This is a genomic window from Kitasatospora sp. NPDC032121, assembly GCF_055580145.1.
This window is the reverse complement of record NZ_JBVILX010000011.1, coordinates 90,524-113,788: the sequence shown is the minus strand read 5'-3', so window position 1 is coordinate 113,788 and position 23,265 is coordinate 90,524. Positions and strand designations below refer to the sequence as shown.

At 72.7% G+C, this 23,265-nt stretch carries 26 protein-coding genes; 10 read left to right on the top strand and 16 right to left on the bottom strand.

The genetic code is table 11. The annotated features are described in order from the left end of the window. Nucleotides 1-24 precede the first annotated feature (24 nt). The 3 genes from ACZ5OX_RS25515 to ACZ5OX_RS25505 all read left to right on the top strand — a co-directional run bounded on the left by ACZ5OX_RS25515 (nucleotide 25) and on the right by ACZ5OX_RS25505 (nucleotide 4,139). Nucleotides 25-1,302 (top strand): PTS transporter subunit EIIC, encoded by a 1,278-nt coding sequence (locus ACZ5OX_RS25515; protein ID WP_449789724.1) that lies wholly within the window; start codon nucleotides 25-27, stop codon nucleotides 1,300-1,302. Between the two features lie 498 nt (nucleotides 1,303-1,800). Beyond that, nucleotides 1,801-2,856, top strand: a complete 1,056-nt coding sequence (locus tag ACZ5OX_RS25510; protein ID WP_465633248.1) for an LLM class flavin-dependent oxidoreductase — start codon at nucleotides 1,801-1,803, stop codon at nucleotides 2,854-2,856. Next, nucleotides 2,853-4,139: an LLM class flavin-dependent oxidoreductase gene (locus tag ACZ5OX_RS25505; protein ID WP_465633246.1), complete on the top strand. Its 1,287-nt coding sequence runs from the start codon at nucleotides 2,853-2,855 to the stop codon at nucleotides 4,137-4,139. The genes ACZ5OX_RS25510 and ACZ5OX_RS25505 overlap by 4 nt, the downstream gene beginning before the upstream one ends. A gap of 286 nt (nucleotides 4,140-4,425) precedes the next feature. Here ACZ5OX_RS25505 and ACZ5OX_RS25500 read toward each other — a convergent pair whose 3' ends face one another. Both ACZ5OX_RS25500 and ACZ5OX_RS25495 read right to left on the bottom strand, forming a co-directional pair. Then, nucleotides 4,426-5,172, bottom strand: a complete 747-nt coding sequence (locus ACZ5OX_RS25500) for an MBL fold metallo-hydrolase (protein ID WP_465633244.1) — start codon at nucleotides 5,170-5,172, stop codon at nucleotides 4,426-4,428. A gap of 234 nt (nucleotides 5,173-5,406) precedes the next feature. After that, entirely contained in the window at nucleotides 5,407-5,598 is a 192-nt protein-coding gene (locus ACZ5OX_RS25495; RefSeq protein WP_392881027.1) for a MarR family transcriptional regulator, read from the bottom strand. Nucleotides 5,599-5,813: 215 nt separating this feature from the next. Between ACZ5OX_RS25495 and ACZ5OX_RS25490 the strand changes: the two genes are divergently transcribed. After that, nucleotides 5,814-6,278 (top strand): type II toxin-antitoxin system PemK/MazF family toxin, encoded by a 465-nt coding sequence (locus tag ACZ5OX_RS25490; RefSeq protein WP_449808838.1) that lies wholly within the window; start codon nucleotides 5,814-5,816, stop codon nucleotides 6,276-6,278. Nucleotides 6,279-6,288: 10 nt separating this feature from the next. On the opposite strand, the gene ACZ5OX_RS25485 is transcribed toward ACZ5OX_RS25490, so the two are convergent. The 7 genes from ACZ5OX_RS25485 to clpS form a co-directional block, all read right to left on the bottom strand. Beyond that, entirely contained in the window at nucleotides 6,289-7,257 is a 969-nt protein-coding gene (locus tag ACZ5OX_RS25485) for a PLP-dependent cysteine synthase family protein (protein ID WP_402407145.1), read from the bottom strand. Nucleotides 7,258-7,328: 71 nt separating this feature from the next. After that, complete coding sequence (locus ACZ5OX_RS25480; RefSeq protein ID WP_030257420.1) at nucleotides 7,329-7,607, bottom strand: MoaD/ThiS family protein; 279 nt, start codon at nucleotides 7,605-7,607, stop codon at nucleotides 7,329-7,331. A 122-nt stretch (nucleotides 7,608-7,729) separates the two neighbouring features. Beyond that, nucleotides 7,730-7,849: a putative leader peptide gene (locus tag ACZ5OX_RS25475; protein WP_465633241.1), complete on the bottom strand. Its 120-nt coding sequence runs from the start codon at nucleotides 7,847-7,849 to the stop codon at nucleotides 7,730-7,732. 139 nt (nucleotides 7,850-7,988) lie between these two features. Next, nucleotides 7,989-8,420: a M67 family metallopeptidase gene (locus ACZ5OX_RS25470; RefSeq protein WP_280680035.1), complete on the bottom strand. Its 432-nt coding sequence runs from the start codon at nucleotides 8,418-8,420 to the stop codon at nucleotides 7,989-7,991. A 55-nt stretch (nucleotides 8,421-8,475) separates the two neighbouring features. Next, complete coding sequence (locus ACZ5OX_RS25465) at nucleotides 8,476-9,927, bottom strand: amino acid permease (protein WP_465633438.1); 1,452 nt, start codon at nucleotides 9,925-9,927, stop codon at nucleotides 8,476-8,478. 242 nt (nucleotides 9,928-10,169) lie between these two features. Further along, nucleotides 10,170-10,745 carry a DUF2017 domain-containing protein gene (locus tag ACZ5OX_RS25460; RefSeq protein ID WP_449792165.1) on the bottom strand — a complete coding sequence of 192 codons (576 nt, stop codon included), beginning with the start codon at nucleotides 10,743-10,745 and terminating at the stop codon, nucleotides 10,170-10,172. Between the two features lie 129 nt (nucleotides 10,746-10,874). Next, nucleotides 10,875-11,168 carry an ATP-dependent Clp protease adapter ClpS gene (gene clpS, locus ACZ5OX_RS25455; RefSeq protein WP_360345960.1) on the bottom strand — a complete coding sequence of 98 codons (294 nt, stop codon included), beginning with the start codon at nucleotides 11,166-11,168 and terminating at the stop codon, nucleotides 10,875-10,877. A gap of 140 nt (nucleotides 11,169-11,308) precedes the next feature. Here clpS and ACZ5OX_RS25450 point away from each other — a divergent pair, with 140 nt between their 5' ends. Together ACZ5OX_RS25450 and ACZ5OX_RS25445 are read left to right on the top strand one after the other, a co-directional pair. Next, nucleotides 11,309-12,643: a nicotinate phosphoribosyltransferase gene (locus ACZ5OX_RS25450; RefSeq protein ID WP_465633238.1), complete on the top strand. Its 1,335-nt coding sequence runs from the start codon at nucleotides 11,309-11,311 to the stop codon at nucleotides 12,641-12,643. 226 nt (nucleotides 12,644-12,869) lie between these two features. Further along, nucleotides 12,870-13,460 carry an isochorismatase family protein gene (locus ACZ5OX_RS25445; RefSeq protein WP_465633236.1) on the top strand — a complete coding sequence of 197 codons (591 nt, stop codon included), beginning with the start codon at nucleotides 12,870-12,872 and terminating at the stop codon, nucleotides 13,458-13,460. A gap of 46 nt (nucleotides 13,461-13,506) precedes the next feature. On the opposite strand, the gene ACZ5OX_RS25440 is transcribed toward ACZ5OX_RS25445, so the two are convergent. Then, the gene (locus ACZ5OX_RS25440; RefSeq protein WP_465633234.1) at nucleotides 13,507-14,511 is read right to left on the bottom strand and encodes a hypothetical protein; all 1,005 of its coding nucleotides are present in this window, start codon (nucleotides 14,509-14,511) and stop codon (nucleotides 13,507-13,509) included. A 256-nt stretch (nucleotides 14,512-14,767) separates the two neighbouring features. Between ACZ5OX_RS25440 and ACZ5OX_RS25435 the strand changes: the two genes are divergently transcribed. Both ACZ5OX_RS25435 and ACZ5OX_RS25430 read left to right on the top strand, forming a co-directional pair. Further along, the gene (locus ACZ5OX_RS25435; protein WP_465633233.1) at nucleotides 14,768-15,412 is read left to right on the top strand and encodes a hypothetical protein; all 645 of its coding nucleotides are present in this window, start codon (nucleotides 14,768-14,770) and stop codon (nucleotides 15,410-15,412) included. Between the two features lie 631 nt (nucleotides 15,413-16,043). Continuing rightward, nucleotides 16,044-16,484, top strand: coding sequence for an RNA polymerase sigma factor (locus tag ACZ5OX_RS25430; RefSeq protein ID WP_449792169.1), 441 nt, complete (start codon nucleotides 16,044-16,046; stop codon nucleotides 16,482-16,484). Nucleotides 16,485-16,535: 51 nt separating this feature from the next. Here the strand turns inward: ACZ5OX_RS25430 and ACZ5OX_RS25425 are convergent, their stop codons facing one another. Continuing rightward, nucleotides 16,536-17,108: a DinB family protein gene (locus tag ACZ5OX_RS25425; protein ID WP_465633231.1), complete on the bottom strand. Its 573-nt coding sequence runs from the start codon at nucleotides 17,106-17,108 to the stop codon at nucleotides 16,536-16,538. A gap of 168 nt (nucleotides 17,109-17,276) precedes the next feature. Here ACZ5OX_RS25425 and ACZ5OX_RS25420 point away from each other — a divergent pair, with 168 nt between their 5' ends. Beyond that, complete coding sequence (locus ACZ5OX_RS25420; RefSeq protein ID WP_465633229.1) at nucleotides 17,277-17,840, top strand: GNAT family N-acetyltransferase; 564 nt, start codon at nucleotides 17,277-17,279, stop codon at nucleotides 17,838-17,840. Here ACZ5OX_RS25420 and mycP read toward each other — a convergent pair. The 4 genes from mycP to ACZ5OX_RS25400 form a co-directional block, all read right to left on the bottom strand. Continuing rightward, nucleotides 17,834-19,072, bottom strand: a complete 1,239-nt coding sequence (gene mycP / locus ACZ5OX_RS25415) for a type VII secretion-associated serine protease mycosin (RefSeq protein ID WP_465633227.1) — start codon at nucleotides 19,070-19,072, stop codon at nucleotides 17,834-17,836. The genes ACZ5OX_RS25420 and mycP overlap by 7 nt on opposite strands. Before the next feature lie 87 nt (nucleotides 19,073-19,159). Continuing rightward, complete coding sequence (locus tag ACZ5OX_RS25410) at nucleotides 19,160-20,584, bottom strand: WXG100 family type VII secretion target (protein WP_465633225.1); 1,425 nt, start codon at nucleotides 20,582-20,584, stop codon at nucleotides 19,160-19,162. A gap of 37 nt (nucleotides 20,585-20,621) precedes the next feature. After that, entirely contained in the window at nucleotides 20,622-21,071 is a 450-nt protein-coding gene (locus ACZ5OX_RS25405; protein WP_449808843.1) for a hypothetical protein, read from the bottom strand. A 95-nt stretch (nucleotides 21,072-21,166) separates the two neighbouring features. Beyond that, on the bottom strand, nucleotides 21,167-21,880 hold the full coding sequence (locus tag ACZ5OX_RS25400) for an endonuclease V (protein WP_465633223.1): 714 nt from the start codon (nucleotides 21,878-21,880) through the stop codon (nucleotides 21,167-21,169). Between the two features lie 224 nt (nucleotides 21,881-22,104). On the opposite strand from ACZ5OX_RS25400, the gene ACZ5OX_RS25395 reads away from it, so the two are divergent. Further along, nucleotides 22,105-22,377, top strand: coding sequence for a hypothetical protein (locus ACZ5OX_RS25395; protein ID WP_392918599.1), 273 nt, complete (start codon nucleotides 22,105-22,107; stop codon nucleotides 22,375-22,377). Between the two features lie 36 nt (nucleotides 22,378-22,413). Here the strand turns inward: ACZ5OX_RS25395 and ACZ5OX_RS25390 are convergent, their stop codons facing one another. Further along, nucleotides 22,414-23,193, bottom strand: coding sequence for an RDD family protein (locus ACZ5OX_RS25390; RefSeq protein WP_465633221.1), 780 nt, complete (start codon nucleotides 23,191-23,193; stop codon nucleotides 22,414-22,416). Between the last annotated feature and the right edge of the window lie 72 nt (nucleotides 23,194-23,265).

The window sequence follows — 23,265 nt, the reverse complement described above, 5'->3', positions numbered from 1 at the left end:
CCATGCCGTTAGGAACCCACCCCCATGAGTCAGTCTGAGCAGGCACCGGCGCCCGCTAAGGCTCCGGCCTCGCCAAGCCCCGCCAAGCAGTTCGGCCAGAACCTCCTCCAGGGTCTGCAGAAGATCGGCCGCAGCCTCCAGCTGCCCATCGCGGTGCTCCCCGCCGCCGGTCTGCTGATGCGTCTCGGCCAGGACGACGTGTTCGGCAAGGACGGTCTCGGCTGGGACAAGGTCGCCGCGGTGTTCAACACCGCCGGCTCCTCGGTCTTCGACGCTCTCCCGATGCTCTTCGCGGTGGGCATCGCGATCGGCTACGCGAAGAAGGCCGACGGCTCCACCGCTCTGGCCGCGCTGGTCGGCTTCCTGGTCTACAAGAACGTGCTCACCGCGTTCCCGATCACCGAGTACAAGATCCTCCCCGGCAAGGACGAGGCCGCCACCTACCAGAACCCGGGTGTGCTCGGCGGCATCGTGATCGGCCTGCTGGCCGCGGTGCTGTGGCAGAAGTACCACCGCACCAGGCTGGTCGACTGGCTCGGCTTCTTCAACGGCCGCCGCCTGGTCCCGATCATCATGGCCTTCGTCGGCACCGCCGTCGGCGTCTTCTTCGGTCTGGCCTGGGGCCCGATCGGCGACGCCATCAAGAGCCTCAACGACACCCTGATCGGCGCCGGCGCGTTCGGTGCGGGCGCGTTCGGCCTGGTCAACCGCGGTCTGCTGCCGGTCGGCATGCACCAGTTCGTGAACTCCTACGCCTGGTTCCAGACCGGTGACTTCACCAAGCCCGACGGCACCGTCGTGCACGGCGACCTGACCCGCTTCTTCGCCGGCGACCCGACCGCCGGACAGTTCATGTCGGGCTTCTACCCGATCATGATGTTCGCGCTGCCCGCCGCCGCGCTCGCCATCGCCCACGCCGCCAAGCCGCACCGCCGCAAGGCCGTCACCGGCATGATGGTCTCGCTGGCCCTGACCTCCTTCGTGACCGGTGTCACCGAGCCGATCGAGTTCGCCTTCGTCTTCATCGCCCCGGTCCTGTACGTCATCCACGCGCTGCTCACCGCCGTCTCGATGACCGTCACCTGGGCGCTCGGCGTGCACGACGGCTTCACCTTCTCCGGTGGCCTGATCGACTACCTGCTGGCCTGGAACAAGGCCACCGACCCGTGGATGATCATCCCGCTCGGCCTGGTCTTCGCCGCGATCTACTACTTCCTGTTCCGCTTCGCGATCGCCAGGTTCGACCTCAAGACCCCCGGTCGCGAGGACGACGACGAGATCGAGGACGTCACCAAGGCCTGAGGCCCGACGCCTGAGGCCCGACGCCCGCGTCACCGCACGCCTCGAAGGCCCCGCCCCGCCGCTGTCCCCCCAGCGGCCGGGCGGGGCCTTCGGCGTACCCGGGCCCGGCCCGCGCGACCCCGGGCCCGCCGAGCGCGACCCCGGGTCCGCCCCGCGTGATCCCGGGCCCGCCGAGCGGCCGTGTCCACGGACGGAAACGGCGGTTGACGAATCGCCGGAGGCCCTGGTCAACTGAAGCGGTGAACGCCTCGTGCCCGCTGGTCACCCGCAGCCACATCGACTTCGGTCGCGTGTGGTCCGCGGCGTGTCGCGGCTGAGCTGACCGTTCCCCCGCCGCCGCCCGGCTGACGACCCGCCCGGCGCCGGTCCTTCCCTCCCCCGCCCGTACGGGCTCCGCCCGCGGGCCGCCACCGCGCTCCCGCGCGCCCCGCGCACCCGTGCCCCGGCACGGGCCGCTCCGGTGCGCGCACGCGTCCGCACGAGGAAGTCAGGCTCACCATGCCCCGCCAGTTGCACCTGTCCGCCGCCCTCGACAGCCCCGGCCGCTTCGACGCCGGGCACTACGCCTACCTCGCCCGTCTCGCCGAGCGGGCCACCCTGGACTTCGTCACCCTCGACGACTCCTTCGCCGCCGCGCCGAGCCGCCCCGACGCGCTCGCCGCCCTCGCCCGGATCGCCCCGCTGACCGGCCGGGTCGGCCTGGTGCCGACCGTCACCACCACCCACACCGAGCCCTTCCACACCTCGATCTCGGTCAACACCCTGGACTGGGCGAGCGAGGGCCGGGCCGGCTGGCTGGTCGGCGTCTCCACGACCGAGGCCGAGGCGCGGGCCTTCGGCCGCCGACCGGTCGCCGCCGAGGACGAGCTGTGGGCCGAGGCCGCCGACGCCGTCGAGGTGGCCGCCCGGCTCTGGGACAGCTGGGAGGACGACGCGGAGATCCGCGACACCGCCACCGGGCGGTTCATCGACCGCGACAAGGTGCACTACATCGACTTCGCGGGCCCGCGCTTCTCGGTCCGCGGCCCGTCCATCACCCCGCGCCCGCCCCAGGGCCGCCCGGTGGTAGCGGTGCCCCTCTCCGCCGCCGACCTCGCGCCGGACGCCTCCCCGGGCGGGCGCGCCCGGGTCGCCGCCGCGGTCCGGCACGCCGACGTCGTCCTGCTCGACGCCCCCGACCGCGCCGCCCGGCTGACCGCCGCCACCGAACTGCGGCTGCGGGCCGGCGAGGGCCTGCGCATCCTCGCCCGGCTCGACGCCGGCCTCTCCGCCCTGCCCGACCGCGCCGCCGACGAGCGGCTGCTCGCCGAACTCACCGCGACCGGCACCGGCGTCGACGGCTTCCACCTCTCCCCCGCCGACCCCCCGCGCGACCTGGCCGCGCTGGCCGACCGGATCGCCCCCGCGCTGCGCGCCGCCGGACTGCTGCGCGCCGAGTACACCGGCCGCACCCTGCGCGACCACCTCGGCCTGGCCCGCCCGGCCAGCCGCTACGCCGCCCGCCCGGCCGACGCCCCCACCGCTTCCCCCGCCCTCGCCGAGGTGACCCGATGACGGACCGACCGCTCAAGCAGATCCACCTCGCCGCGCACTTCCCCGGCGTCAACAACACCACGGTGTGGAGCGACCCGGCCTCCGGCAGCCACATCGAGTTCTCCTCCTTCCGCCACCTCGCGCAGACCGCCGAGCGCGGGAAGTTCGACTTCTTCTTCCTCGCCGAGGGCCTGCGGCTGCGCGAGTCCAAGGGCCGCATCCACGACCTGGACGTGGTCGGCCGCCCCGAGTCGATCACCGTGCTGAACGCGCTGGCCGCCGTCACCGAACGGCTCGGCCTGGCCGCCACCGTCAACGCGACCTTCAACGAGCCGTACGAACTCGCCCGCCGCTTCGCCTCGCTGGACCACCTCTCCGGCGGCCGCGCGGCCTGGAACGTGGTCACCTCCTCGGACGCCTTCACCGGCGAGAACTTCCGCCGCGGCGGCTACCTGGACCGCGCCGACCGCTACACCCGGGCCGCCGAATCCGTCCAGCTGGCACGGGAGTTCTGGGACGCCGGGGAGGAGACCGTCCGGCACTCGGGGCCGCAGTTCGAGGTCGAGGGCCGGCTCTCGCTGCCACGGCCGCCGCAGGGCCACCCGGTGGTGATCCAGGCCGGGGACTCCGACGAGGGGCGGGAGTTCGCCGCCGCCACCGCCGACGTGGTGTTCTCCCGGCACTCCACCCTCGCCGACGGCCAGGCCTTCCACACCGACGTCAAGCGCCGGCTCGGCGCGTACGGGCGCAAGCCGGACGAGCTGAAGATCATGCCCGCGGCCACCTTCGCCCTCGGCGACACCGACGCCGAGGCGGCCGAACGGGCCCACGGGATCCGCCGGGCCCAGGTCAGCGCGCAGACCACGATCGCCTTCCTGGAACAGGTCTGGGGCATCGACCTGTCCGACCACGACCCGGACGGACCGCTGCCCACCGTCGACCCCGACCCGGACAGCGACCTGGTCCAGGGCAGGGTCCGGCACGTCGACCCGGTGGCCGTCGCCGAACGGTGGCGGGCGGTGGCCGCGGAGAAGAGGCTGACCAGCCGAGAGCTGGTGATCGAGCTGACCGGCCGACAGTCCTTCATCGGCTCGCCGGCAACCGTCGCCGCGCAGATCGACCACTTCGTGCAGAACGACGCGGCCGACGGCTTCATCCTCGTCCCGCACCTCACCCCGGGCGGCCTGGACGAGTTCGTCGACCGGGTGGTGCCGCTGCTCCAGGAGCGCGGGGTGTTCCGCGCCGACTACACCGGCTCCACCCTGCGGGAGCACCTCGGACTGCCGGTGCCCGGGCGGCGCTGAACGGGCACGGCCCGCCCGGGTGTTCCGGGCGGGCCGTGAACGGAGGGACGGTCAGCCGGCGCTCCCGTCCACGTCGGTCAGCGGACCGCGGCGGGCTGCTCCGTGCCCGGCGCGGCGCCGCCCGCGAAGACGCCGAGCGCGGAGATGCCGAACGCGGAGATGCCGTGCGGCCAAGGCGTGCGGCCAAGACGCGCGGGATGCACGGAGGTTGCAGGTGGTTCCCGGGTTCCTTCCGGGAACCCGCGGGCCGACGCCGGGCACGCCCACCGGCGCCGCGCCGAGTTGCTCAGACCTCGTACACCGCGCCGGCCCGGGCGACCTCGACCGGCCCGGGGTAGGCGGCCGCGGCGCCCCGACGGTTGTGCTCGGCGTCGGTCCACGGCGGGATGTGGGTGAGGACGAGCCGGCGGGCCCCGGCCGCGGCGGCGTGTTCGCCCGCCTCGCGGCCGTTGAGGTGGACGGCCTGGTAGGTGTCGCGCCCGTCGATGTACGCGGCCTCGCAGAGGAAGAGGTCGGTGTCGCGGGCGAGTTCGACGAGTTCGGCGCTCTCGCCGGTGTCCCCGCTGTAGACCAGCGAGCGGCCGTCGTGCTCCAGCCGGAACGCGAAGGCGTCGACGGGGTGGTTGACCTGGGCGACGGTGACCCGGAACGGGCCGAGCTCGAAGCTGCCGGGGGTGAGCGTGCGGAACTCGAACACCTCCTTCATCCCGGGGTTCTCCGGCATGTCGTAGGCGCGGGCGAGCCGCTCGGCGGTGCCGGCCGGGCCGTACACGGGCAGCAGCTCGGGGCAGCCCTCGGCGCGGTAGTTGCGGGCCACCCAGTACGCGCACAGGTCGACGCAGTGGTCGGCGTGCAGGTGGCTGAGCAGGACGGCGTCGACGTCGTAGAGGCCGACGTACTTCTGGAGGGCACCGAGCGCCCCGTTGCCGAGGTCGAGGACGACGCGGTAGCCCTCGGCCTCGACCAGGTAGCTGGAGCAGGGCGAGTCGGCGGACGGGAAGCTCCCCGAGCACCCCACCACGGTCAGTTTCATCCGAGCCCCTCCGCCCCGACACGTCCTGGCTGCTGCTGGAAAACGGCTTCACCGTCCTCCACGGAAAACAGCATGGAAAACGGCAGGCCGGGGCCGGTGGACCGGCCGGTAGCACTGCGTTGGTGTGTCGAGGGTAAGGGCGGAGGGGCACTTTGCCCCCGTCCCCGTGCCGGGCTGTGGGCGGAATCACCAGAACGCCCGGGGCCGGAGCGGGGCCGGTTGACGGGCCGGGGATCAGCGCCGCCGGGGCCGGTTGCGGGCCCAGGTGCGGATGGTGAACGGGTACCAGCGCGGGTGGCCGCTGCCGTCGATCACGTCCGGATCGGGCAGCAGCCGGTGCCGGCGGTAGCTGCGGACGGTCTCGCGCCGGACGTTGATGTGGCGGGCGATCTCGGCGTAGGACCACAGCTCGGGGCCACGGGTCACGGGGGCACCTCCGGGGGGACGGGGGCGGACGTTCGTGACGCAGCCTGGCCGGACCGGGCGGAACTCCGGGCGCAGAACGGGCATTGTGGCAGTTCCGTGACGAACCGGGAGCAGTGCGCGGACAAATGGGCGGACGAACGTCCGGCGGCCGACCACCGGACCGTCACGGACCGCACGGTGGTGGCGTGCGCCCCCGGCCCGGTACGGTTCGCCGCATGAACGGCATGACCGCTGCCTGGCTCGTCCTGTCGCTGCTCGGCGTCGCGCTGCTGGCCGCCGCCGCGGCGGCGCTGGTGCGGCGCGCCCGTCCGGCCCCGCGCCCGTCCGGGCCGGCCGGGCCGCAGCCGCGTCCGCGGACGGGGGCCGGCCCGCAGCCGCAGGAGATCTGGTGGGCGCAGGTGCCGTTCGAGGACGGCCCCGGCTCCAAGGACCGCCCGTGCCTGGTGCTGCGGGTGCACGGCCGGACCGCCACCGTCGCGAAGATCACCAGCAGGCACCACGCCGAGCGCCCGGGCGTGCTGGCGCTGCCGCCCGGTTCGGTGGGCGACCGGCAGGGCCGGACCAGCTGGCTGGAGACCGACGAGCTGCGCGAGGTGCCGCTGTCGGCGTTCCGCCGCCGGGCCGGCGCGGTGGACCGGCAGGTCTGGACCCGTACCCAGCGGGCCCTTCAGAGCCGCTGAGGCCGGGGCCTCAGGCCCAGAGCTGGCCCTGCAGCGCCTCGACCGCGGCCTCGGTGGACTCGGCGGTGTAGATGCCGGTGGACAGGTACTTCCAGCCGCCGTCGGCGACCACGAAGACGATGTCCGCGCGCTCGCCCGCGGCCGCCGCCTTGCGGCCGACGCCGATCGCCGCGTGCAGGATGGCGCCGGTCGAGACGCCCGCGAAGATGCCCTCCTGCTGGAGGAGTTCGCGGGTGCGGCGGACGGCGTCCGCGGAGCCGACGGAGAAGCGGGTGGTGAGCACCTCGGCGTCGTACAGCTCGGGGACGAAGCCCTCGTCCAGGTTGCGCAGCCCGTACACCAGGTCGTCGTAGCGCGGCTCGGCGGCGACGATCTTCACGCCGGGGACCTTCTCGCGCAGGTAGCGGCCGACGCCCATGAGGGTGCCGGTGGTGCCGAGGCCGGCCACGAAGTGGGTGACGGTCGGCAGGTCGGCGAGGATCTCGGGGCCGGTGCCGGTGTAGTGGGCGCCCGCGTTGTCGGGGTTGCCGTACTGGTAGAGCATGACCCAGTCGGGGTGCTCGGCGGCGGTCTCCTTGGCGATCCGGACGGCGGTGTTGGAGCCGCCGGCGGCCGGGGAGGAGATGATCTCGGCGCCCCACATGCGGAGCAGCTCGCGCCGTTCCTCGCTGGTGTTCTCGGGCATCACGCAGACCATCCGGTAGCCCTTGAGCTTGGCGGCCATGGCCAGCGAGATGCCGGTGTTGCCGCTGGTGGGCTCCAGGATGGTGCAGCCGGGGGTGAGCCGGCCGTCGGCCTCGGCGCGCTCGATCATGTGCAGGGCCGGGCGGTCCTTGATCGAGCCGGTGGGGTTGCGGTCCTCCAGCTTGGCCCAGAGGCTCACCAGGCCCTCGGCGTTGCCGGGGACGGCGGCGGACAGCCGCGGCAGGCGGACCAGCGGGGTGTTGCCGACGGCTTCGAGCGGACTGTCGTAACGCAAGGGAGGCCTCCGGCCAAGGCGGTGAGGGTGGCGGGGGTGGTTCCCCCGCCGCGGCGGGGGAACCGGGTGGTCTAGCGGGCGCCGCCGGCCACGGCGGGCAGGATGGTGACGCTGTCGCCGTCGGCGAGGGCGGTGGAGATGCCCTCCAGGAAGCGGACGTCCTCGTCGTTCAGGTAGACGTTGACGAAGCGGCGCAGCTCGCCGCCCTCGACCAGGCGGGCGGCGATGCCCGGGTGGCGGGCGTCGAGGTCGGCGAAGAGTTCCCCGAGATTGCTGCCGTTGCCCTCGACGGCCTTGGCGCCGTCGGTGTAGGTGCGGAGGATGGTCGGGATGCGGACCTCGATGGCCATGAGTGCGCTCCTGTGCGGGTCGTGGAGTGGGTGGGCCGCTGCGGACGCGGCAGGGCGGAGGGGTGCCCGGGGCTCGGCGTCGCCGGTGGGCGGCGGGCCCGGGTGAGGTGGTGAAGCGGCTCTCAGCGCGAGCGCACGGGCGTGCCGGGACAGATCGCACCGGCGTGCCGGCACAGGTCGATGTGCAGGCGCGCCACGAGGCGGGTGCCCGGGGCCTGAGTGCTCACATCGACGGAACGCATGAACTCATCGTATAGATTCCCGGGCCCGCTCCGACATGCCCGTCTCGGGATCCGGATGTTCCCGTTCCCAGGGCTGAGACGACGGCGGCCCGCCGACCCCTCGGGAGGGGGCGGCGGGCCGGGTCCGCGGGCGGGCCGGTCAGGCCGGGTAGGCCTCGACGACCTGAACGTCTTCCTCTGTGATCTCGCCGTCCACGATGCGGAACGAGCGGAACTGGTAGGGGTCGTCCTCGCCGTCGCCCTCGGCGGTGGAGACCAGCACGTAGTGGGCGAACGGTTCGGAGGCGTAGCTCACGTCGGTGCGCGAGGGGTAGGCCTCGGTGGCGGTGTGCGAGTGGTAGACGATCACCGGCTCCTCGTCGCGGTCGTCCATCTCGCGGTAGAGCTTGAGCAGGTCGCCCGAGTCGAACTCGTAGAAGGTGGGCGAGCGGGCGGCGTTGAGCATCGGGACGAACCGCTCGGGTCGGCCGCTGCCGGCCGGTCCTGCGACCACGCCGCAGGCCTCGTCCGGGTGGTCGGCGCGGGCGTGGGCCACGATCCGGTCGCGGAGTTCTCGGGTGATGGTCAGCATGCGGCTCAGGATAGCCACGCCCCGGCGGATGGCCGCCGGGGCGTCCGGGGCGCGGTCAGTGGGTGTCCACGTTCCCGTCGCGGGCGTCCGCTGCGGCGCCGACGGCGGGCTCCGGGTCCTGGGCGCCGCCGCGCAGGGCCCGCGGGTCGCGGCGCTTGAGCACCTGGTAGCCGACCACCAGCAGCAGGGCCCAGCCCGGGAAGACGAACAGCGAGATCCGGTTGTCCCGGTCCAGGCCGATCAGCACCACGACCAGGGCGAGGAAGGCGAGCGCGGCCCCGCTGACCCAGGCGCCGCCGGGCGCCTTGAAGGTGGGCGGCGGCAGGTGGCCGGCCTGCCAGGCCCGGCGGTAGCGGATCTGGGAGATCAGGATCATCGCCCAGGTCCACAGGCCGCAGACCGTGGCGACCGAGGTGATGTACTCGAACGCCCGCGCCGGGACGAGGTAGTTGAGGACCACGCCGACGCCCATCAGCAGGCTGGAGACGGTGATCGCGAAGGCCGGGGTGCGGCGGGAGTTGAGCCTGGTGAGCCGCCCCGGGGCCTGGCCGCTCAGCGCGAGGTCGCGCAGCATGCGGCCGGTGGAGTACATCCCGGAGTTGCAGGAGGAGAGCGCCGCGGTGAGCACCACGAAGTTGATGATGCCGGCCGCCGCCGGGATGCCGATCTTGCCGAAGGCGGCGACGAACGGGCTGACGCCGGGCTGGAATTCGGTCCACGGCACGAGCGAGAGGATGACCACCAGGGCGCCGATGTAGAACAGCATGATCCGCCAGGGCAGCGTGTTGATGGCGCGCGGCAGGGTCTTCTCGGGGTTCTCGCTCTCGCCCGCGGTGACGCCGACGAGTTCGACGCCCAGGTAGGCGAACATGACGATCTGGAGGGTCATCACGGTGGAACCGATGCCCTGCGGGAAGAAGCCGCCGTCCTGCCAGAGGTGGCCGAGTGACGCGGTGTCACCGGCCTTGCTGAAGCCGAGTGTCAGCACCCCGACGCCGATCAGGATCATGCCGATGATGGCGGTGACCTTGACCATGGAGAACCAGAACTCGATCTCGCCGAACAGCTTCACCGAGATCAGGTTGGCCGCGTAGAGCACGACCAGGAAGGTCAGCGCGCTGATCCACTGCGGTATGTCGGGCGCCCAGAACCGCACGTAGACGGCGGCGGCGGTGGTCTCCGCCATGCCGGTGACGACCCAGAACAGCCAGTACGTCCAGCCGGTCACGTAGCCGGCGAAGGGGCCGAGGAACTCCCGGGCGTACTCGGCGAAGCTGCCCGAGACCGGGCGGTAGGTGAGCAGTTCGCCGAGCGCCCGCATGATCACGAAGATCACCAGGCCGGCGACGGCGTAGGAGAGGATCAGGCTCGGGCCGGAGCGGGAGATCGCGGTGCCCGCACCGAGGAACAGGCCGGTGCCGATGGCTCCGCCGATCGCGATCATCTGGATCTGGCGGCTGCCGAGCCCGCGCTCGTAGCCCTCCGCATCCGGCGGATTGTCGACCATTTCGTCGTACAACTTCTCGGCCACTATGCACCGTCCTGGTCGGTCTCGGGGGTGGAGAAGTCGTACCACGCGGGGTTCGGATAGCGGTGTCCATCTGAGCGTTATTTGAGCATAACCTGGTATGGTTTGCCCGATTTTCATAAGAAATGCCCCGGCTGATCGTCCACACTCTGGACAAATCGGCCGGGGCTTGCCCGGAATCGGGCAGGATCGCTCCCCCAAGGGGGTCAGCCCACGCGGAATCAGTCCGCCATGGCCTCCAGCAGCGACTCCTGCAGGGCACCCAGCCACAGGTACGCCATCACCAGCGGCTTGCGCTCGTCACCGTCCGGCAGTTCGTAGAGGCCGTCCTCGTCGTCCTCGGTGACCTCCAGCCGGACGCCGACGGCCAACCGCAGGTCGTTCAGCGCGCCCAGCCAGCGCAGGCAGTCGGGCACGGACAGCTTGAGCACCCCGCCGCCGTCACCGAGGCCGTCCAGCGCCCGGACGACGAACAGCGCGTCGTCCCGCTTGCGGGCCCGCAGGTCCAGCTCGGTGAAACGGCGGAACTCCCCGGACGCGACCTTCGCCTCCTCGTCGCTCGGCTTCTCCGGGTCGCCGTAGGCGTCCGGGAAGAGCCGGGCCAGCACCGGGTCGGCGGGCGCCTCGGTCGGCCCCTCGGCGAACAGCGCGGCCAGCGGGTCGTCGCCGCCCCCGCCCGGGCCGGGGCCGATCAGCTCCAGCAACTGCACTTCCAGCGAGCGCAGGATGGAGGCCTCCCACTCGTCCAGCGCGATCGCCGCGCCACCACCGCCGGTGCTCTCGAACAACCCAGCCATCTGTATCGGTCAGCCCGTCTTCGTCGTCTTCGGTCGTACGGCCCGCGGCCCGGCACCGATCGGGTCGGTGCCGGCCGCCCGCGCCCGGTCGCGCCGGCGCCCGTCCCGCCGGCGCCGGTCGGCCCGGCGTCAGTCGTGCTGCAGCGTCGCCCAGAGGCCGTAGCCGTGCATCGCCTGGACGTCGCGCTCCATCTCCTCGCGGGAGCCGCTGGAGACCACCGCCCGACCCTTGGTATGGACGTCCATCATCAGCTTCCTGGCCTTGTCCTTCGGGTACCCGAAGTAGGCCTGGAAGACGTGCTGGACGTAGCTCATCAGGTTGACCGGGTCGTTGTGCACGATGGTCACCCAGGGCGTGTCCGGCTCGGTCACCGGTACCCCTTCGACCTCCGGGCGCTCGATCTCCACGGGCGCGACGCTCACGCCGGGTCCTCCTCGCTGCACAGTCGTCCGTAACCCCTCACGCCCCATGCTGCCATCCGGGCGAGAGCCGGGCGATTCCGGCCCGGCATGCTCCATGAGAAATCGTCACTCTGACGCTAAGTGGTAGTAGCATCATCCGTATGGACGCCACTTCAGTGCGCGCGGCCGGCTCGACCGCGCTGCTCACCGACCGCTACGAGCTCACCATGCTGCAGGCCGCCCTGCGCAGCGGGGCCGCGCACCGCCGCTCCGTCTTCGAGGTGTTCACCCGCCGCCTGCCGAGCGGTCGCCGCTACGGCGTCATGGCCGGCACCGGCCGGGTGCTGGACGCCGTCGAGAACTTCCGCTTCACCACCCCCCAGCTGGACTGGCTGGCCGACCAGGACGTGGTCGACGAGGACACCCTGCGCTTCCTCGCCGACTACCGCTTCCGCGGCGACGTCCACGGCTACCCCGAGGGCGAGGTCTACTTCCCCGGCTCGCCGCTGCTCACCGTCGAGGGCAGCTTCGCCGAGGCGGTGATCCTGGAGACGGTGATCCTCTCGATCCTCAACCACGACTCGGCCATCGCCGCGGCCGCCTCCCGGATGACCGCCGCCGCCGGCGGCCGCCCGGTGATCGAGATGGGCGCCCGCCGGGCCCACGAGCACGCCGCCGTCTCCGCCGCCCGGGCCGCCTACGTGGCCGGCTTCGCCGCCACCTCCGACCTGGAGGCCGGCTTCACCCACGGCATCCCGACCACCGGCACCGCCGCCCACGCCTTCACCCTGGTGCACGACAGCGAGCGGGACGCCTTCAAGGCGCAGATCGCCTCCATGGGCCGGGGCACCACGCTGCTGGTCGACACCTTCGACCTGCGCGAGGCCGTGCGCACCGCGGTCGAGGTGGCCGGCCCCGAACTGGGCGCCGTCCGGATCGACTCCGGCGACCTCACCCTGCTGGCCCACCGGGTCCGCCGCCAACTGGACGACCTCGGCGCCGACCGGACCAGGATCATCGTCACCTCGGACCTGGACGAGTACGCGATCGCCGCCCTGGCCGCCGCCCCGGTGGACGGCTACGGCGTCGGCACCAGCCTGGTCACCGGCAGCGGGCACCCGACCTGCGCGATGGTCTACAAGCTCGTCGCCCGCGCCGAGACCGACGGCGGGCCGCTGGTGCCGGTGGCCAAGCGCGCGGCCGGCGGCAAGACCAGCATCGGCGGCCGCAAGTGGGCCGCCCGCCGGCCCGACGCCGACGGCGTGGCCGAGGCCGAGGTGGTCGGCACCGGGCCCGTCCCGGAGGAGCTGCGGCCGCACCTGGTGCAGGTGCCGCTGGTGCTGGCCGGCGAGACCGTCGGGCGGGAGCCGCTGAGCGCCGCCCGCGACCGGCACGTGCGCGCCCGCGCCGCGCTGCCGCTGTCGGCCACCCAGCTGTCCAAGGGCGACCCGGTGCTGCCGACCGAACTGGCGCTGCCCGCCGGGCCGGCCCGCTGAGGCCGAGCCCGGGGCCGGTCCGGCGTTCCGGCCCCGGGCGCCGGACCCGCCCCGGGGCTTCCGCCCCCGCGCGCCACTCCCTAGAGTCAGCCGTAGAGTTCCCCGAGTTCCCCAGGAGCTCCCCGAGGACCCCCCGCGCCCGGCACGGCCGGGCCGCGCACTCCCGAGGGCTCCCCCCACCGGGGCGCCGCCTCCCGCGGGCCCCCGAGATCCGAGGTTGCGAGCCATGTACCGGGCACTGATCGTCGTCGACGTGCAGAACGACTTCTGCGAGGGCGGCAGCCTGGCCGTCGCCGGCGGCGCCGAGGTGGCCGCCGCCATCACCGACCTGATCGCCGAGTCCTCCCCCGGCTACCGGCACGTCCTCGCCACCCGCGACCACCACATCGACCCGGGCGCCCACTTCTCCGCCGAGCCTGACTACGTCGACAGCTGGCCGCCGCACTGCGTGGCCGGCACCGAGGGCGTGGGCTTCCACCCCAACTTCGCACCCGCCGTCATCTCCGGCGCGGTCGAGGCGGTCTTCGACAAGGGCGCCCACTCGGCGGCGTACAGCGGCTTCGAGGGGCTGGACGAGAACAACCGCGGTCCGGTGGAGTGGCTGCGCGAGCGGCAGGTCGACCGGGTCGACGTGGTCGGCATCGCCACCGACCACTGCGTCCGGGCGACCGCGCTGGACGCCGCCCGGGCGGGCTTCACCACCCGCGTGCTGCTGGACCTCACCGCCGGGGTCGCCCCGGAGACCACCGCCGCCGCGCTGGCGGAGCTGCGGGCGGCCGGGGTCGAGCTGGTCGGCGAACCGGTGGTGCGTCCGTAGCGGCTCCGGTGGACGCGGGCGCGGTGCCCGCGGAGCCGCCGTCCGCTCAGACCACCAGCAGCTCCACCACGTCCGTCCCGCCGGCCCGGTACGCCTCGCGCAGTTCGCCGCCGACCGCGTCCGGGTCGGCGGCCAGCCGCGCCCCGCAGACGTACACCACCCGGACTCCCAGGTACTCCATCCGCTGCCGGCCGCCGCGCACCCAGGCGGCCTCGCCCTCGCTCACGCAGCGCAGCTCCGGGTCCACCTCCACCGCGACGCCCCGCTCCGGCCAGTAGAGGTCCGGGACGGCGATGTAGGTGCCGCCGCCCATCCGCAGCTCCGGGGCGTTCAGCGGGGCGGGCAACCGCCACTCGTCCACCAGCCGGCCCAGCCGCTCCAGCACCACGTCCCGTTCGGCGGCGAGGAGTTCGTCCAGCGCGGCCCGCACCCGGGGCTCGCGGGTCAACCCGGAGTCGGTCAGCTCGGTCACCAACTCCTGTACCGTGCAGCGGTTCCCGGGCCCACCGACGGCCTCCCGCAGCACCGCGCGCACCGGCGCCGGGCCACTCGGCTCCGCCGTCCACTCGACCAGCGCGTCGGCGACCGCCCTGGCCACCGGCGCACAGGCCAGGCCGTGCACCGAGCGGGCCACCAACTCCCGTTCGGTGCGCCGGATCCGCACCCCGCCGACGTCCTTCAGCCGGCGCTGCCGGGGCACCAGGACGTCCACCCCGGTCACCGCGGGCAGCCGGGGCACGACGGTGAAGCCGTACAGCGCCAGCGCGGCCGCGCCGGTGATCACCGCGCCCTCCCCGCGGCCCTCCTGGCGCCCGTTCTGCGCGGCGTACAGCAGCGCGGCCCACATCCGCTGCTCGGGGGTGGGCTCCGCGGCCTGCAGCAGGTAGACCCTGGGCAGCATCCGCTGCCAGGGACCGCCCCGGCGGCAGTGCTCGGTGATGATCCGGGCCGGCACGCCCCGGGCGCGCAACTGACTCGCGGTGACGACGTTCTGCTGACGCTTCGCCAGGTCCTCCAGGGACGGCGGCGGGGACGGAATCCGGTAGCTCATGCCGACACCATCCCCAACCGCCAGGACCTGCGACCGGGACCCTGACGCACTGTTACCCAACCGTCGCGAAACCGGGATCAGCCCGCACTAAAGTCCTCATACCCTCACTCATTTGGAGTAATTGACGCTCATCAGGTTGTCATATGTGATCGAAAACGATCGCCAACCTGGCCGTCTGACCCAGAGTGACCAAGGGCATACGGCGAGGGAACCCCAAGGCGTCAATCCCGCCCCGGGGATTGCCTAGGCTTACGTCATGTCACGTGACGAGACCGCCGGCCTCCGCGCGGCCCAGCTCCGCCTCGGCCGTCTGCCCGGATACGTCCGCCGCCCGGACCCCGCCCGCCGCAGCGGCGAGAAGGGCCATACGTACAAGAAGGGCTGGGAGGTCCGCTTCACCGCCCGCAGTGAGGCCGAGATAGCAGAGATCCGCGACCTCGTGGTCGCCGCCGGGTTCGCCCCGGCCAGACCCTTCTTCAAAGGCCACCAACTCATCCAACCCGTCTACGGCATGGCGGCCGTGCAGGCCTACCTGGCCGCTAGACAGGCCGCCGAGGAACACGCCGCCCGGGCCGCGCTCGGCCGCCGACGACGGGCGGCGGGACGGCCCGCCGGAACCCTCGCGGCCGGCGGGCTCACCCCCGGAACGCTGACCGGCGGCGGGCACGCCCCCGGTGGACACGCCCCGGGCACTCATGGCGCGGGTGGGCACCCCTCGGGGGCGGCGCACCGGCGCGAACGCGAGGAGGCCGCCGCCGGGGCGGCCGCGGCGGCTGCGGCCGCTGCCGCCACGGCGGCACAGGCGGCCCGACGGCGGGCCGTCGAAGCCTTCCCGACCCAGGTCGAACGGGACACCGCCGCCGACCGGATCTCCCCCACGGAGACCCGGACCACCTCCTGACGGGCAGTCGATCCGCCCGCCCCACCGCCCCGGCCGGTCCCGTCCAGACCGCCGGGGCACGGTCGATGGGCGCGGCGAGACCCGGCCCGCCGCCCCTGCGCCCGCCGTCCCCGTGCCCGCCGCCTCCGCGCCCGCGGCCCCTGCGCCCGCCGCCCCCGTGCCCGCCGTCCCTGGTGGGCGCCGTCCCCCGTGCGGTCGTCACCGCGGTGACGACCATGCCCCCGTCCGTGGTGATCTTCACGACGATCTCCGTGCTGATCGCGGGCGCGGTTGTGCGGGTGGTTGTGCGCGCACAGGTTCGCGCCCTGGGCGTGGACGCCAGCCTCCCCAGGCCCTACGGTGGCACATCAACTGCCTTGCAGCCATCGCCGTCCACACCCTCTGACCAGCCGCGACACGCTCGCACCTACGAGCCCCACGCCACTGCGCAGCACTGCCCCGCCGGCCCTCGCCGGCCCCCCGCCCGACCGTCCCGCCGCCTCGTCGCACCCGTTCTCCACCGGAACCGGCCTGGCGGCGACGGGTTCCGGGCATTCCATCGGATTGGTCACCCAGCGCACCGAGGGCCTACCGTAGAGTGAGCACAGATGATCGACCGTCAGAAACCCATCTCCCTTTTTGAGAAGCCGAGATGACCAACCGTCACGAGAGTTCCGCCGAGCCGCCCCCGGGGCCCGGCGAGCCGGCGGACGTACCACTGGAGTTCACCGCGTTCTGCGAACTCCACCGCCCCCGGTACCTCAGCTACGCGCACGTGTGGCTGACCGAGCACAGCGCCGCGACCGCCGCCGTCCAGCAGGCCTTCGCGGAAATCGCGGTGCTCTGGCGGGAGTTGATGGGCAGCTCCAACCCGACCGCGCACGCCTGGGACATCCTGCGCGGCACCGTCGCCGAACACAGCCGCCGGATGCCCGCCGCCCCGGACCGCCACCCGGCCGACGACGACCTCGCGATCCTGCACTACGTCGTCGGCCTCGCCGCCCCCGAGATCGCCGACGTCATCGGCACCGACGCCGCCAGCGTGGCCGGGCGGCTGCGCCGCACCATGCTGCGCGAGGCCTCCGGCTGGTGACGCCGCGCCCCGGCCGCCGGCTGCGGCCCTTCCGCCAACCCCCGCCCGGCCTCAGACCCGCTCGCCCGTCACGTCGAACAGGTGGTGCACCGGGTCGTGGATCAGGTACCGGGAGAACGACTCGACCGTGAACCGCGCCCCGTCGCTGCGGTTCCCGGTCCGCTCCCACTGCGTACCGGCCACCCGCCCGAAGGCCCCGGCGAGCGTCTCCGCGGCCCGCGCCAACTCCCCGGCCACCACCCGCGGATCCTGCTCCCCGTAGCGCTCGGCGACGGCCGTCCCGTCCTGGTCCCAGTTGGGGAACAGCGGGTCGTCCCGGTCCAGCATCAGACCCAGCCGGACGTCGAACAGCCGGAAGACGTCCCGGACGTGGCACGCGTACTCCAGCGCCGACCACACCCCCGGCGCCGGCCGCCGGCGCAGCCCCTCCCCGTCCCCCGCCAACACCGCAAGCCAGCCCTCCGCATTGGCCCGGACCATCCCGGCGACGTCCTCCCGCACCACCCGCGGGGTGTCCAACCCGCAGTCGGGGCAGGGGCGTTCCAGCACCCAGGTCCAGTCCTTGGTGTCCGGGACGATCCCCGCGTCGACGGTGGCCCCCGGCGTGCTCTCAGAAGTACTCATGGGCCCAGCATCCCCGCCACCGGAGGCCCCCACCAGCGGCATTGACGCCAGCCGTCGCCGAATTACTGCCACCCCAGCGCACCCGCCCGACACACGCCCCCCATCCCCACGCGCACTCCAGGACAAATGCGTGGACGAACCGGAACCCGACCACCCATCCTGGGCACCATGACCGCCGATCTCGCCGCCCTCGCCGTCAAACCCACCCTGCACGGCCCCACCATCCGACTCGTCCCCCTCGACGAACGGCACACCGACCCGATGTGGGAACTCTGCGCCGACGAGGAGACCAACCGGCTCACCGGCACCCGCACCACCTTCACCCGCGACCGGATCCACCACTGGTGCACCACCCGCGCCGAACAACCCGACCGCCTCGACCTCGCCGTCGAAGACCCCACCACCGGCCGCTTCCTCGGCGACACCGCCCTCACCGACGTCGACCCCGACAACTCCTCCGCCAGCTACCGGATCGCCCTCACCCCGGACGCCACCGGCCGCGGCATCGGCACCGAAACCACCCTCCTGGTCCTGCGCCACGCCTTCGAGACCATCCGCCTCCACCGCGTCCACCTCGAAGTCTTCGAGTACAACGAACGCGCCGCCCACACCTACCGCAAGTCCGGCTTCACCCTCGAAGGCCGCTCCCGCCAAGCCCACCACTGGGACGGCCGCTACTGGGACGTCCTCCAGATGGCCGCCCTACGCACCGAATGGCTCGCCACTCACTGACGCCGCCTCCGACCCCGCACCACGAACACCACGACGAGCGCCACAGCACCGACCAGCAGGCCGACCAGCCCCACGCGGACCCACACCACGATCGAGCTGTGGCCGCCCCCGCTGTCCCCCTCGGGGACCATGGGCGCCACGGAGGGCTCGTCGGTCTCCTCTTCCACCGGAGGCGGCGTGCCCTTCGCTTCCATTCGCCCGATCAGGGGATTCTCCCGAGGCCCGTTGTCCACGGCCGGATTCGCTTCCAGGGCCTTCGCCGGCGCGACGATCCCGTAGCCGTACTGGTTGTTGGGCACCACCGTCCCGTTCGCCGGCGGGGTGGCGGATTTGATCATCCGATTGATCACCTGCCCGGCCGACAGGTTCGGGTACTTGGAACGGATGAGCGCCGCGGTGGCGGCGACATAGGCGGTGGAATCGGAGGTTCCACTGCCGGTGACGTACGCCGTCGGGGACTTCGCCGTCGCGTGCTGGATCCCCACCCCTGGGGATACGAGCGTCGTCTCAGGGCCTGACGTCGACTTCTCCCACACGGTGCCGCTGGAATCCACTGCCCCGACCGCCACCACTCCTGGGAACGCCGCCGGATATCCGACTCCCAGGCTCGACCCGGTGTTTCCGGCACCGGAGATCAGCACGACGTCCTTCGAGATCGCGTAATTGACGGCCTTTCGCAGCTGCGAGTCCCAGCGGTAGGAACCGGAGAGGGAGATGTTGACGACCTTCGCGCCGTGGTCCGCCACGAATCGGATCGCCGCTGCGAGTTCACTCTGGCTGGCACCGGGGCTCTGCGAAGAGCCGGACTCCGGCGCGGAGCTGGACTTGTCGGCATCCGTTGTCACCCTCACCGGAAGGATCTTCGCTTTCGGGGCCAGCCCCATCACCCCTGCGTGATCGCCGTGCCCATGCCCGGCGATCAAGCTCGCCATTCCGGTGCCGTGACCGTCACTGTCCACTCGACCGTCCGTATTGCCACCGGAGAAGTCAGCCCCGGGAAGCACCTGTCCGGTCAGGTCTTGGTGATCCTGGTTCACGCCGGTATCGATCACTCCGACGATCACGCCGTCGCCCTGGCTTACAGGCCAGACCGTCGCCTCCGCTTCGAAGGATTTCAGCGCCCACTGCTGGTCTCTGACCTGGTCGGCCGATGCCACCGGCGTGGCCAAGCCCAGCATCAGCGCCCCGACAGCCAGAGCCGCCGCACCACGCGCCAACCGGCGGCTCGTCAAATCTGGTCACCCCACTCAGCGAGGCATCCCGCAGGCCACCCGCCTGCGGGATGCGATTCAGATCATCCATCCACTCACGGACCGGTTTCATTCCACCACGTTCGGATTCCTGGGCTCATCCGACGCCCAGGTCACCTCATCCTCGACGAGATAGTCCGGCCGCTTGCCGCCCTTCTCCCGGTCCTTCCTATGTGCTTGTGCGCCGCCCAGCGGGACACCGGGTGCCATACCACTCGTGTTCGCAACCCCCAGCTCACCCCTGAGTCGGCTTCGCGCTCCCAGGCCGGACCCACCTTCGGTGAATGCCTGCTTGCCTTGCGCTCCGCCAGGCTTCGCTGCCTCTCCGGTCGACCCGCCGGGTCGTGCCAGAGATCCCCCGGTCTGCCTTCCACCAGGCCCACCATGACCTCCACCACCGATGCCCGGGTTTACCCCTCCGGAGCCACCGAGAACCCGACCGCCACGCGGTCCGGATCCCTCGACTGGCGTCACACCGGTCGAGGCCTCCTGGCTGCATTGGCCGAACTTGCCCTGACCGACGACCGGCCCGATCGGGGACACGGTCGTCTGGCCCGTGGACCGAGGCGTCTCCGGCCCACTGCCGACTCCGAGCGGCCCGGTCGCGGGGCCTCCGGTCTGCACGAGACCCAGTCCGGAGGTGTGGGTCCCGGCAAGTGACGGACTCGGCACACTTCCAGGCGGAGGTGGCACCGGCCTGCCGTAGATGCCCTCGCTGGAACCGTGGCCAGGGGAGGTCGACGGCTTCGGAGATGCTTGCGCCGCGCCCCCCTTGATTCCCGAGTCGGTCGGAGCCGGCGCACTCGCCGCCACCGATCGAACCGTCATCGGCGGCTGCGATGCCCTACGTGGAGGAGCCGGGGCCGTGGTCGCCCGTGTTGACGATCCCGCTGCCCCCATCGAGGTGCCTGAAAACATCGCCGCTGCCGCCACTGCGCCGCTCGGGTCGTCCTTCGATCCGGTGTCGGGAGATTCGATCCTTCCCGGATTCTTCGGGTCGTACGGCGGTGGGGGCTTCAGGGCCGGGGTGGCGATGCGGTAGTGCATGGCGAGGGTCTGCATGATGGCGGCCGCTTCGGCCTTCTTGCGGTCGGCGAGGGGGATGTGTTCGTCGTCGTCGCCGAAGAGGGCGTCGCCGACGGTGTCCTTGACCTTGTCCCAGTTGCCGGGTTCCTCGGGCATGTCGCGTTTGGCCTTGGCCATGGCCTCGGAGGCGGCGTGGAGGATGTTGGCCGCGTCGTTGGCGTAGGCGGCGGCGTTGTTGATGCTGGCGGCCAGGGTGAGCATGCGGGTGTGGAAGGCGTCGCTGGTGGTGCCTTCCCAGGAGGTGGCGGCTTCGGTGCTGGCTTTGGTGAGGGTCTGGCGGATCTGCTTGAGGGTGTCGGCGGCCTTGCGCCAGGGGTCGCCGGCGGCCATCACCGCGCCGGGGTCGAGGGCCTGTGCCATCGTGCGGAGTTGGGCGTGGCTGTACTTGGTGAAGTCGGTGTAGACCACGGGCGGTCGGCCTCCGTTCGGTCCGGGCGGGCGCGGGTCAGACGGTGGCGTTGCCGCGGGTGGACGGGGTGGGGTTCTGCTGGGTCGCGGCCTGGCTGCTCGCGGAGGGGTTGGCGACGGACCAGCCGTCGTCGCCGACCTTGAGCTTGGTGGCGGCGTGCCGGTCCTGCTCCTCGTAGTTGACGGCGGTGAGGTCGGCCTTCTGCTGGGCCTCGTTCACGGCGTCCTGGAGCTGGTTGAGGACGTCGCGCAGCGCGTCCCGCATGGTGCCGTAGCGGCTGTGGATCTCGGTGGCCTCGGCGAAGGTCCCGAAGGCGTTCTTGCCGATGGCGCTGCGGCCGTGCGCGTCGGTGCCGTCGGCGTGCTTCTGGAAGTCGGCGAGCAGGAGCCGTACCTGGCCGGCGAAGGTGCGGAGCTGTTCGACTTCGATGCGGTAGCCCTGTCCGGCTCCGCCGGTGGAGCCGGTACCGGTGCTCCCTGTTCCCATTTCGGCGCCCCCCGTGCGTCCGTCCCTGGCGGTCGGGGCCGGGCCCCGGTGTCTCATGTCTAACACACCGGGCCCGAATCCGGCCCGGGGCTTGGTCAGTTCGCGTTCGTCCCGGTCTGTTGGGCGTCGGCGAGGGCGCGGCGGCAGAGGGAGTCGGCGTGCCGGGTGGTCTCGGGGAGGCGGTAGTGGCGGGCGAGGTCGAGGGTGGTGCGGACGGCGGTGTCGAGGCCGGTCCGGTGGCCGACGGAGACGAAGACGGGTTTCACGCCGGTCCTGGTGCGCACCGCGCGGCCGACCTCCTCGCCGGTGGCGGGGTCGGTGAGGGGGGTCCAGGAGCCGCGGGCCGTGTCGGGTGTGTGGTGGTCGAAGGTGAAGGGGGTCTTGGCGACGCCGAGGGTGCGCAGTCCGGTGAGGACGCCGAGGTGGCTGGCGAGGCCGAGGCGGCGGGGGTGGGCGAGGCCGTAGCCGTCGCAGACGACGGTGTCGGGGGCGTGGGCGAGTGCGGCCAGGGCGTCGAGGACGGCGGGGAGTTCGCGGAAGGCGAGCAGTCCGGGGATGTACGGGAAGGCGATCCGGCCGACGGCGGTGGCCTGTTCGACCACCTCCAGGGTGTCCCGGTCGAGGAGGACGGCGGCGGCGGCGACGAGGTCGCGGTCGTCGTCGTAGGCGACGTCGACGCCGGCGATGAGCGTGCCGGGGGCGGCGGGGTCGTGGCCCGGTTCGTCGTGGGCCTGGACGAGCGGGCGCAGCCGCTCCTGTTCGGCGAGTGCCTCGGCCTCGGTGGTGGGCCAGTCGGCGGGGATGGGCATGGTCGGTTCCCCCGGGTGGTGGTGGCGTGTGCGGTGACGTGTGGTGTCGACGGGTTCCGGTTCACCGTACCGACCGGGTCGGACGACCCCGGGATGAGCCCGTGCGCCCCCTGTGCCCCCGCGTTCGGGGACTAGCCTGGACGTACCCGTCTCCCCGCGGGGTAGGACCACGGGATCCGGCACCATTCCCGCCCGTTCCCCCCGACGTGCGAAGGACCCCCGCCATGCCGCGCCCCTCCGTCGCCCAGGCCTGCCTCGGCTCGTTCACCGTCGTCGCCTCCACGGTGGCACTGTTGGCCGTCTCGGGCGCCTCGGGCGTTCTGGCGGTCGCGGTGCTGGTGGGGTTCGCACTGGCGCTCGGCACCGTGGTGACGGTGCTCTCGATGTCGGCGGCCGCGGCCAGGTCGGCGGCCGGGACGGCCGCTCCCGCGGATCCGGCCGGTGCGGCCGGCCGCACCGCGGCCGCCGCCGGGCACGCGTACGCCCGGCAGCGCTGATCCGCCGCCGGGCGCGGGCGTGTCCTGCCGCTCCGCTCAGACCTCGGTGGTGACCACCACGGTCTTCGCGGCCTTGTCGTGCAGGCACTGCCGGTAGGGCTTGTCGAAGACGCCGAAGAATCCGTCGACGATCCACCAGAGCGCGGCGCAGCAGATGACGGCCGGGAGGATGAAGACGGCGGCGCGGGTCCAGGCGGCGGACGGGGTGGGTTTGTTCCCGTCGACGAGCATGGCGACCCGGATCTTCATCGCCTTCTTGCCGAGGGTCTGGCCGTCCCGGCTGAGCATCAGGGCCTCGTAGACGAGGTAGATGGCGCAGCCGAGCCAGAACGCCTCGGTGGAGCCGTTGCGCGTGCTGAGGTCGACGAAGGGCCCCACGACGATCACCCCGATGACCTGCACCAGAACGTAGTCGATCAGCCGGGCGAGGATCCGCTTGGGCCAGGTGCCGAGCGGCGGCATACCGGGGACGGGGCCGGCGCCGGGTGTGCCGTACGCGCCGGGCCCGTAGCCGGTGCCGTGACCGGGCGGCGGCTGGTCGTACGGGGGTTGGCCGTACGGGGACTGTCCGTAGGGTTCCTGACCGGGCGTCGGTTCGCCGTACGGGCTGCCGCCGTAGGTTCCCCGGTAGGCGCCGGGGCCACCGGACTCGCCGCCCGACTGGCCACCGGACTCGCCGCCGGACTGGCCGTTGGACGGGGTCGGGCCCGACGGCTCGCCTTCCGGCGTGCCGCCGCCCGGCTGCGGGGGCTGCTTGTCGAAGGAGGGCTTGCCGCCCCCCTCCGGCTGGGAGCCTGAGGGGTCGTGGGTGCTCATGTCCCCGAGTAGAACATCACGAATTCTCGATGTTCGGGACATTCTGTCCGTTTTGCACTGGCCCCTGGCTGC

Coding starts and splice junctions, on each gene's coding strand:
- ACZ5OX_RS25480 (WP_030257420.1), bottom strand. CDS start 7,607: ATGGCCATCGAGGTCCGCATCCCGACCATCCTCCGCACCTACACCGAC.
- ACZ5OX_RS25475 (WP_465633241.1), bottom strand. CDS start 7,849: ATGCGTTCCGTCGATGTGAGCACTCAGGCCCCGGGCACCCGCCTCGTG.
- ACZ5OX_RS25430 (WP_449792169.1), top strand. CDS start 16,044: ATGACCAACCGTCACGAGAGTTCCGCCGAGCCGCCCCCGGGGCCCGGC.
- ACZ5OX_RS25420 (WP_465633229.1), top strand. CDS start 17,277: ATGACCGCCGATCTCGCCGCCCTCGCCGTCAAACCCACCCTGCACGGC.
- ACZ5OX_RS25465 (WP_465633438.1), bottom strand. CDS start 9,927: ATGGTCGACAATCCGCCGGATGCGGAGGGCTACGAGCGCGGGCTCGGC.
- ACZ5OX_RS25395 (WP_392918599.1), top strand. CDS start 22,105: ATGCCGCGCCCCTCCGTCGCCCAGGCCTGCCTCGGCTCGTTCACCGTC.
- ACZ5OX_RS25460 (WP_449792165.1), bottom strand. CDS start 10,745: ATGGCTGGGTTGTTCGAGAGCACCGGCGGTGGTGGCGCGGCGATCGCG.
- ACZ5OX_RS25445 (WP_465633236.1), top strand. CDS start 12,870: ATGTACCGGGCACTGATCGTCGTCGACGTGCAGAACGACTTCTGCGAG.
- ACZ5OX_RS25390 (WP_465633221.1), bottom strand. CDS start 23,193: ATGAGCACCCACGACCCCTCAGGCTCCCAGCCGGAGGGGGGCGGCAAG.
- ACZ5OX_RS25515 (WP_449789724.1), top strand. CDS start 25: ATGAGTCAGTCTGAGCAGGCACCGGCGCCCGCTAAGGCTCCGGCCTCG.
- ACZ5OX_RS25490 (WP_449808838.1), top strand. CDS start 5,814: ATGAACGGCATGACCGCTGCCTGGCTCGTCCTGTCGCTGCTCGGCGTC.
- ACZ5OX_RS25500 (WP_465633244.1), bottom strand. CDS start 5,172: ATGAAACTGACCGTGGTGGGGTGCTCGGGGAGCTTCCCGTCCGCCGAC.
- ACZ5OX_RS25470 (WP_280680035.1), bottom strand. CDS start 8,420: ATGCTGACCATCACCCGAGAACTCCGCGACCGGATCGTGGCCCACGCC.
- ACZ5OX_RS25400 (WP_465633223.1), bottom strand. CDS start 21,880: ATGCCCATCCCCGCCGACTGGCCCACCACCGAGGCCGAGGCACTCGCC.
- ACZ5OX_RS25425 (WP_465633231.1), bottom strand. CDS start 17,108: ATGAGTACTTCTGAGAGCACGCCGGGGGCCACCGTCGACGCGGGGATC.
- ACZ5OX_RS25450 (WP_465633238.1), top strand. CDS start 11,309: ATGGACGCCACTTCAGTGCGCGCGGCCGGCTCGACCGCGCTGCTCACC.
- ACZ5OX_RS25435 (WP_465633233.1), top strand. CDS start 14,768: ATGTCACGTGACGAGACCGCCGGCCTCCGCGCGGCCCAGCTCCGCCTC.
- ACZ5OX_RS25505 (WP_465633246.1), top strand. CDS start 2,853: ATGACGGACCGACCGCTCAAGCAGATCCACCTCGCCGCGCACTTCCCC.
- ACZ5OX_RS25405 (WP_449808843.1), bottom strand. CDS start 21,071: ATGGGAACAGGGAGCACCGGTACCGGCTCCACCGGCGGAGCCGGACAG.
- ACZ5OX_RS25510 (WP_465633248.1), top strand. CDS start 1,801: ATGCCCCGCCAGTTGCACCTGTCCGCCGCCCTCGACAGCCCCGGCCGC.
- ACZ5OX_RS25440 (WP_465633234.1), bottom strand. CDS start 14,511: ATGAGCTACCGGATTCCGTCCCCGCCGCCGTCCCTGGAGGACCTGGCG.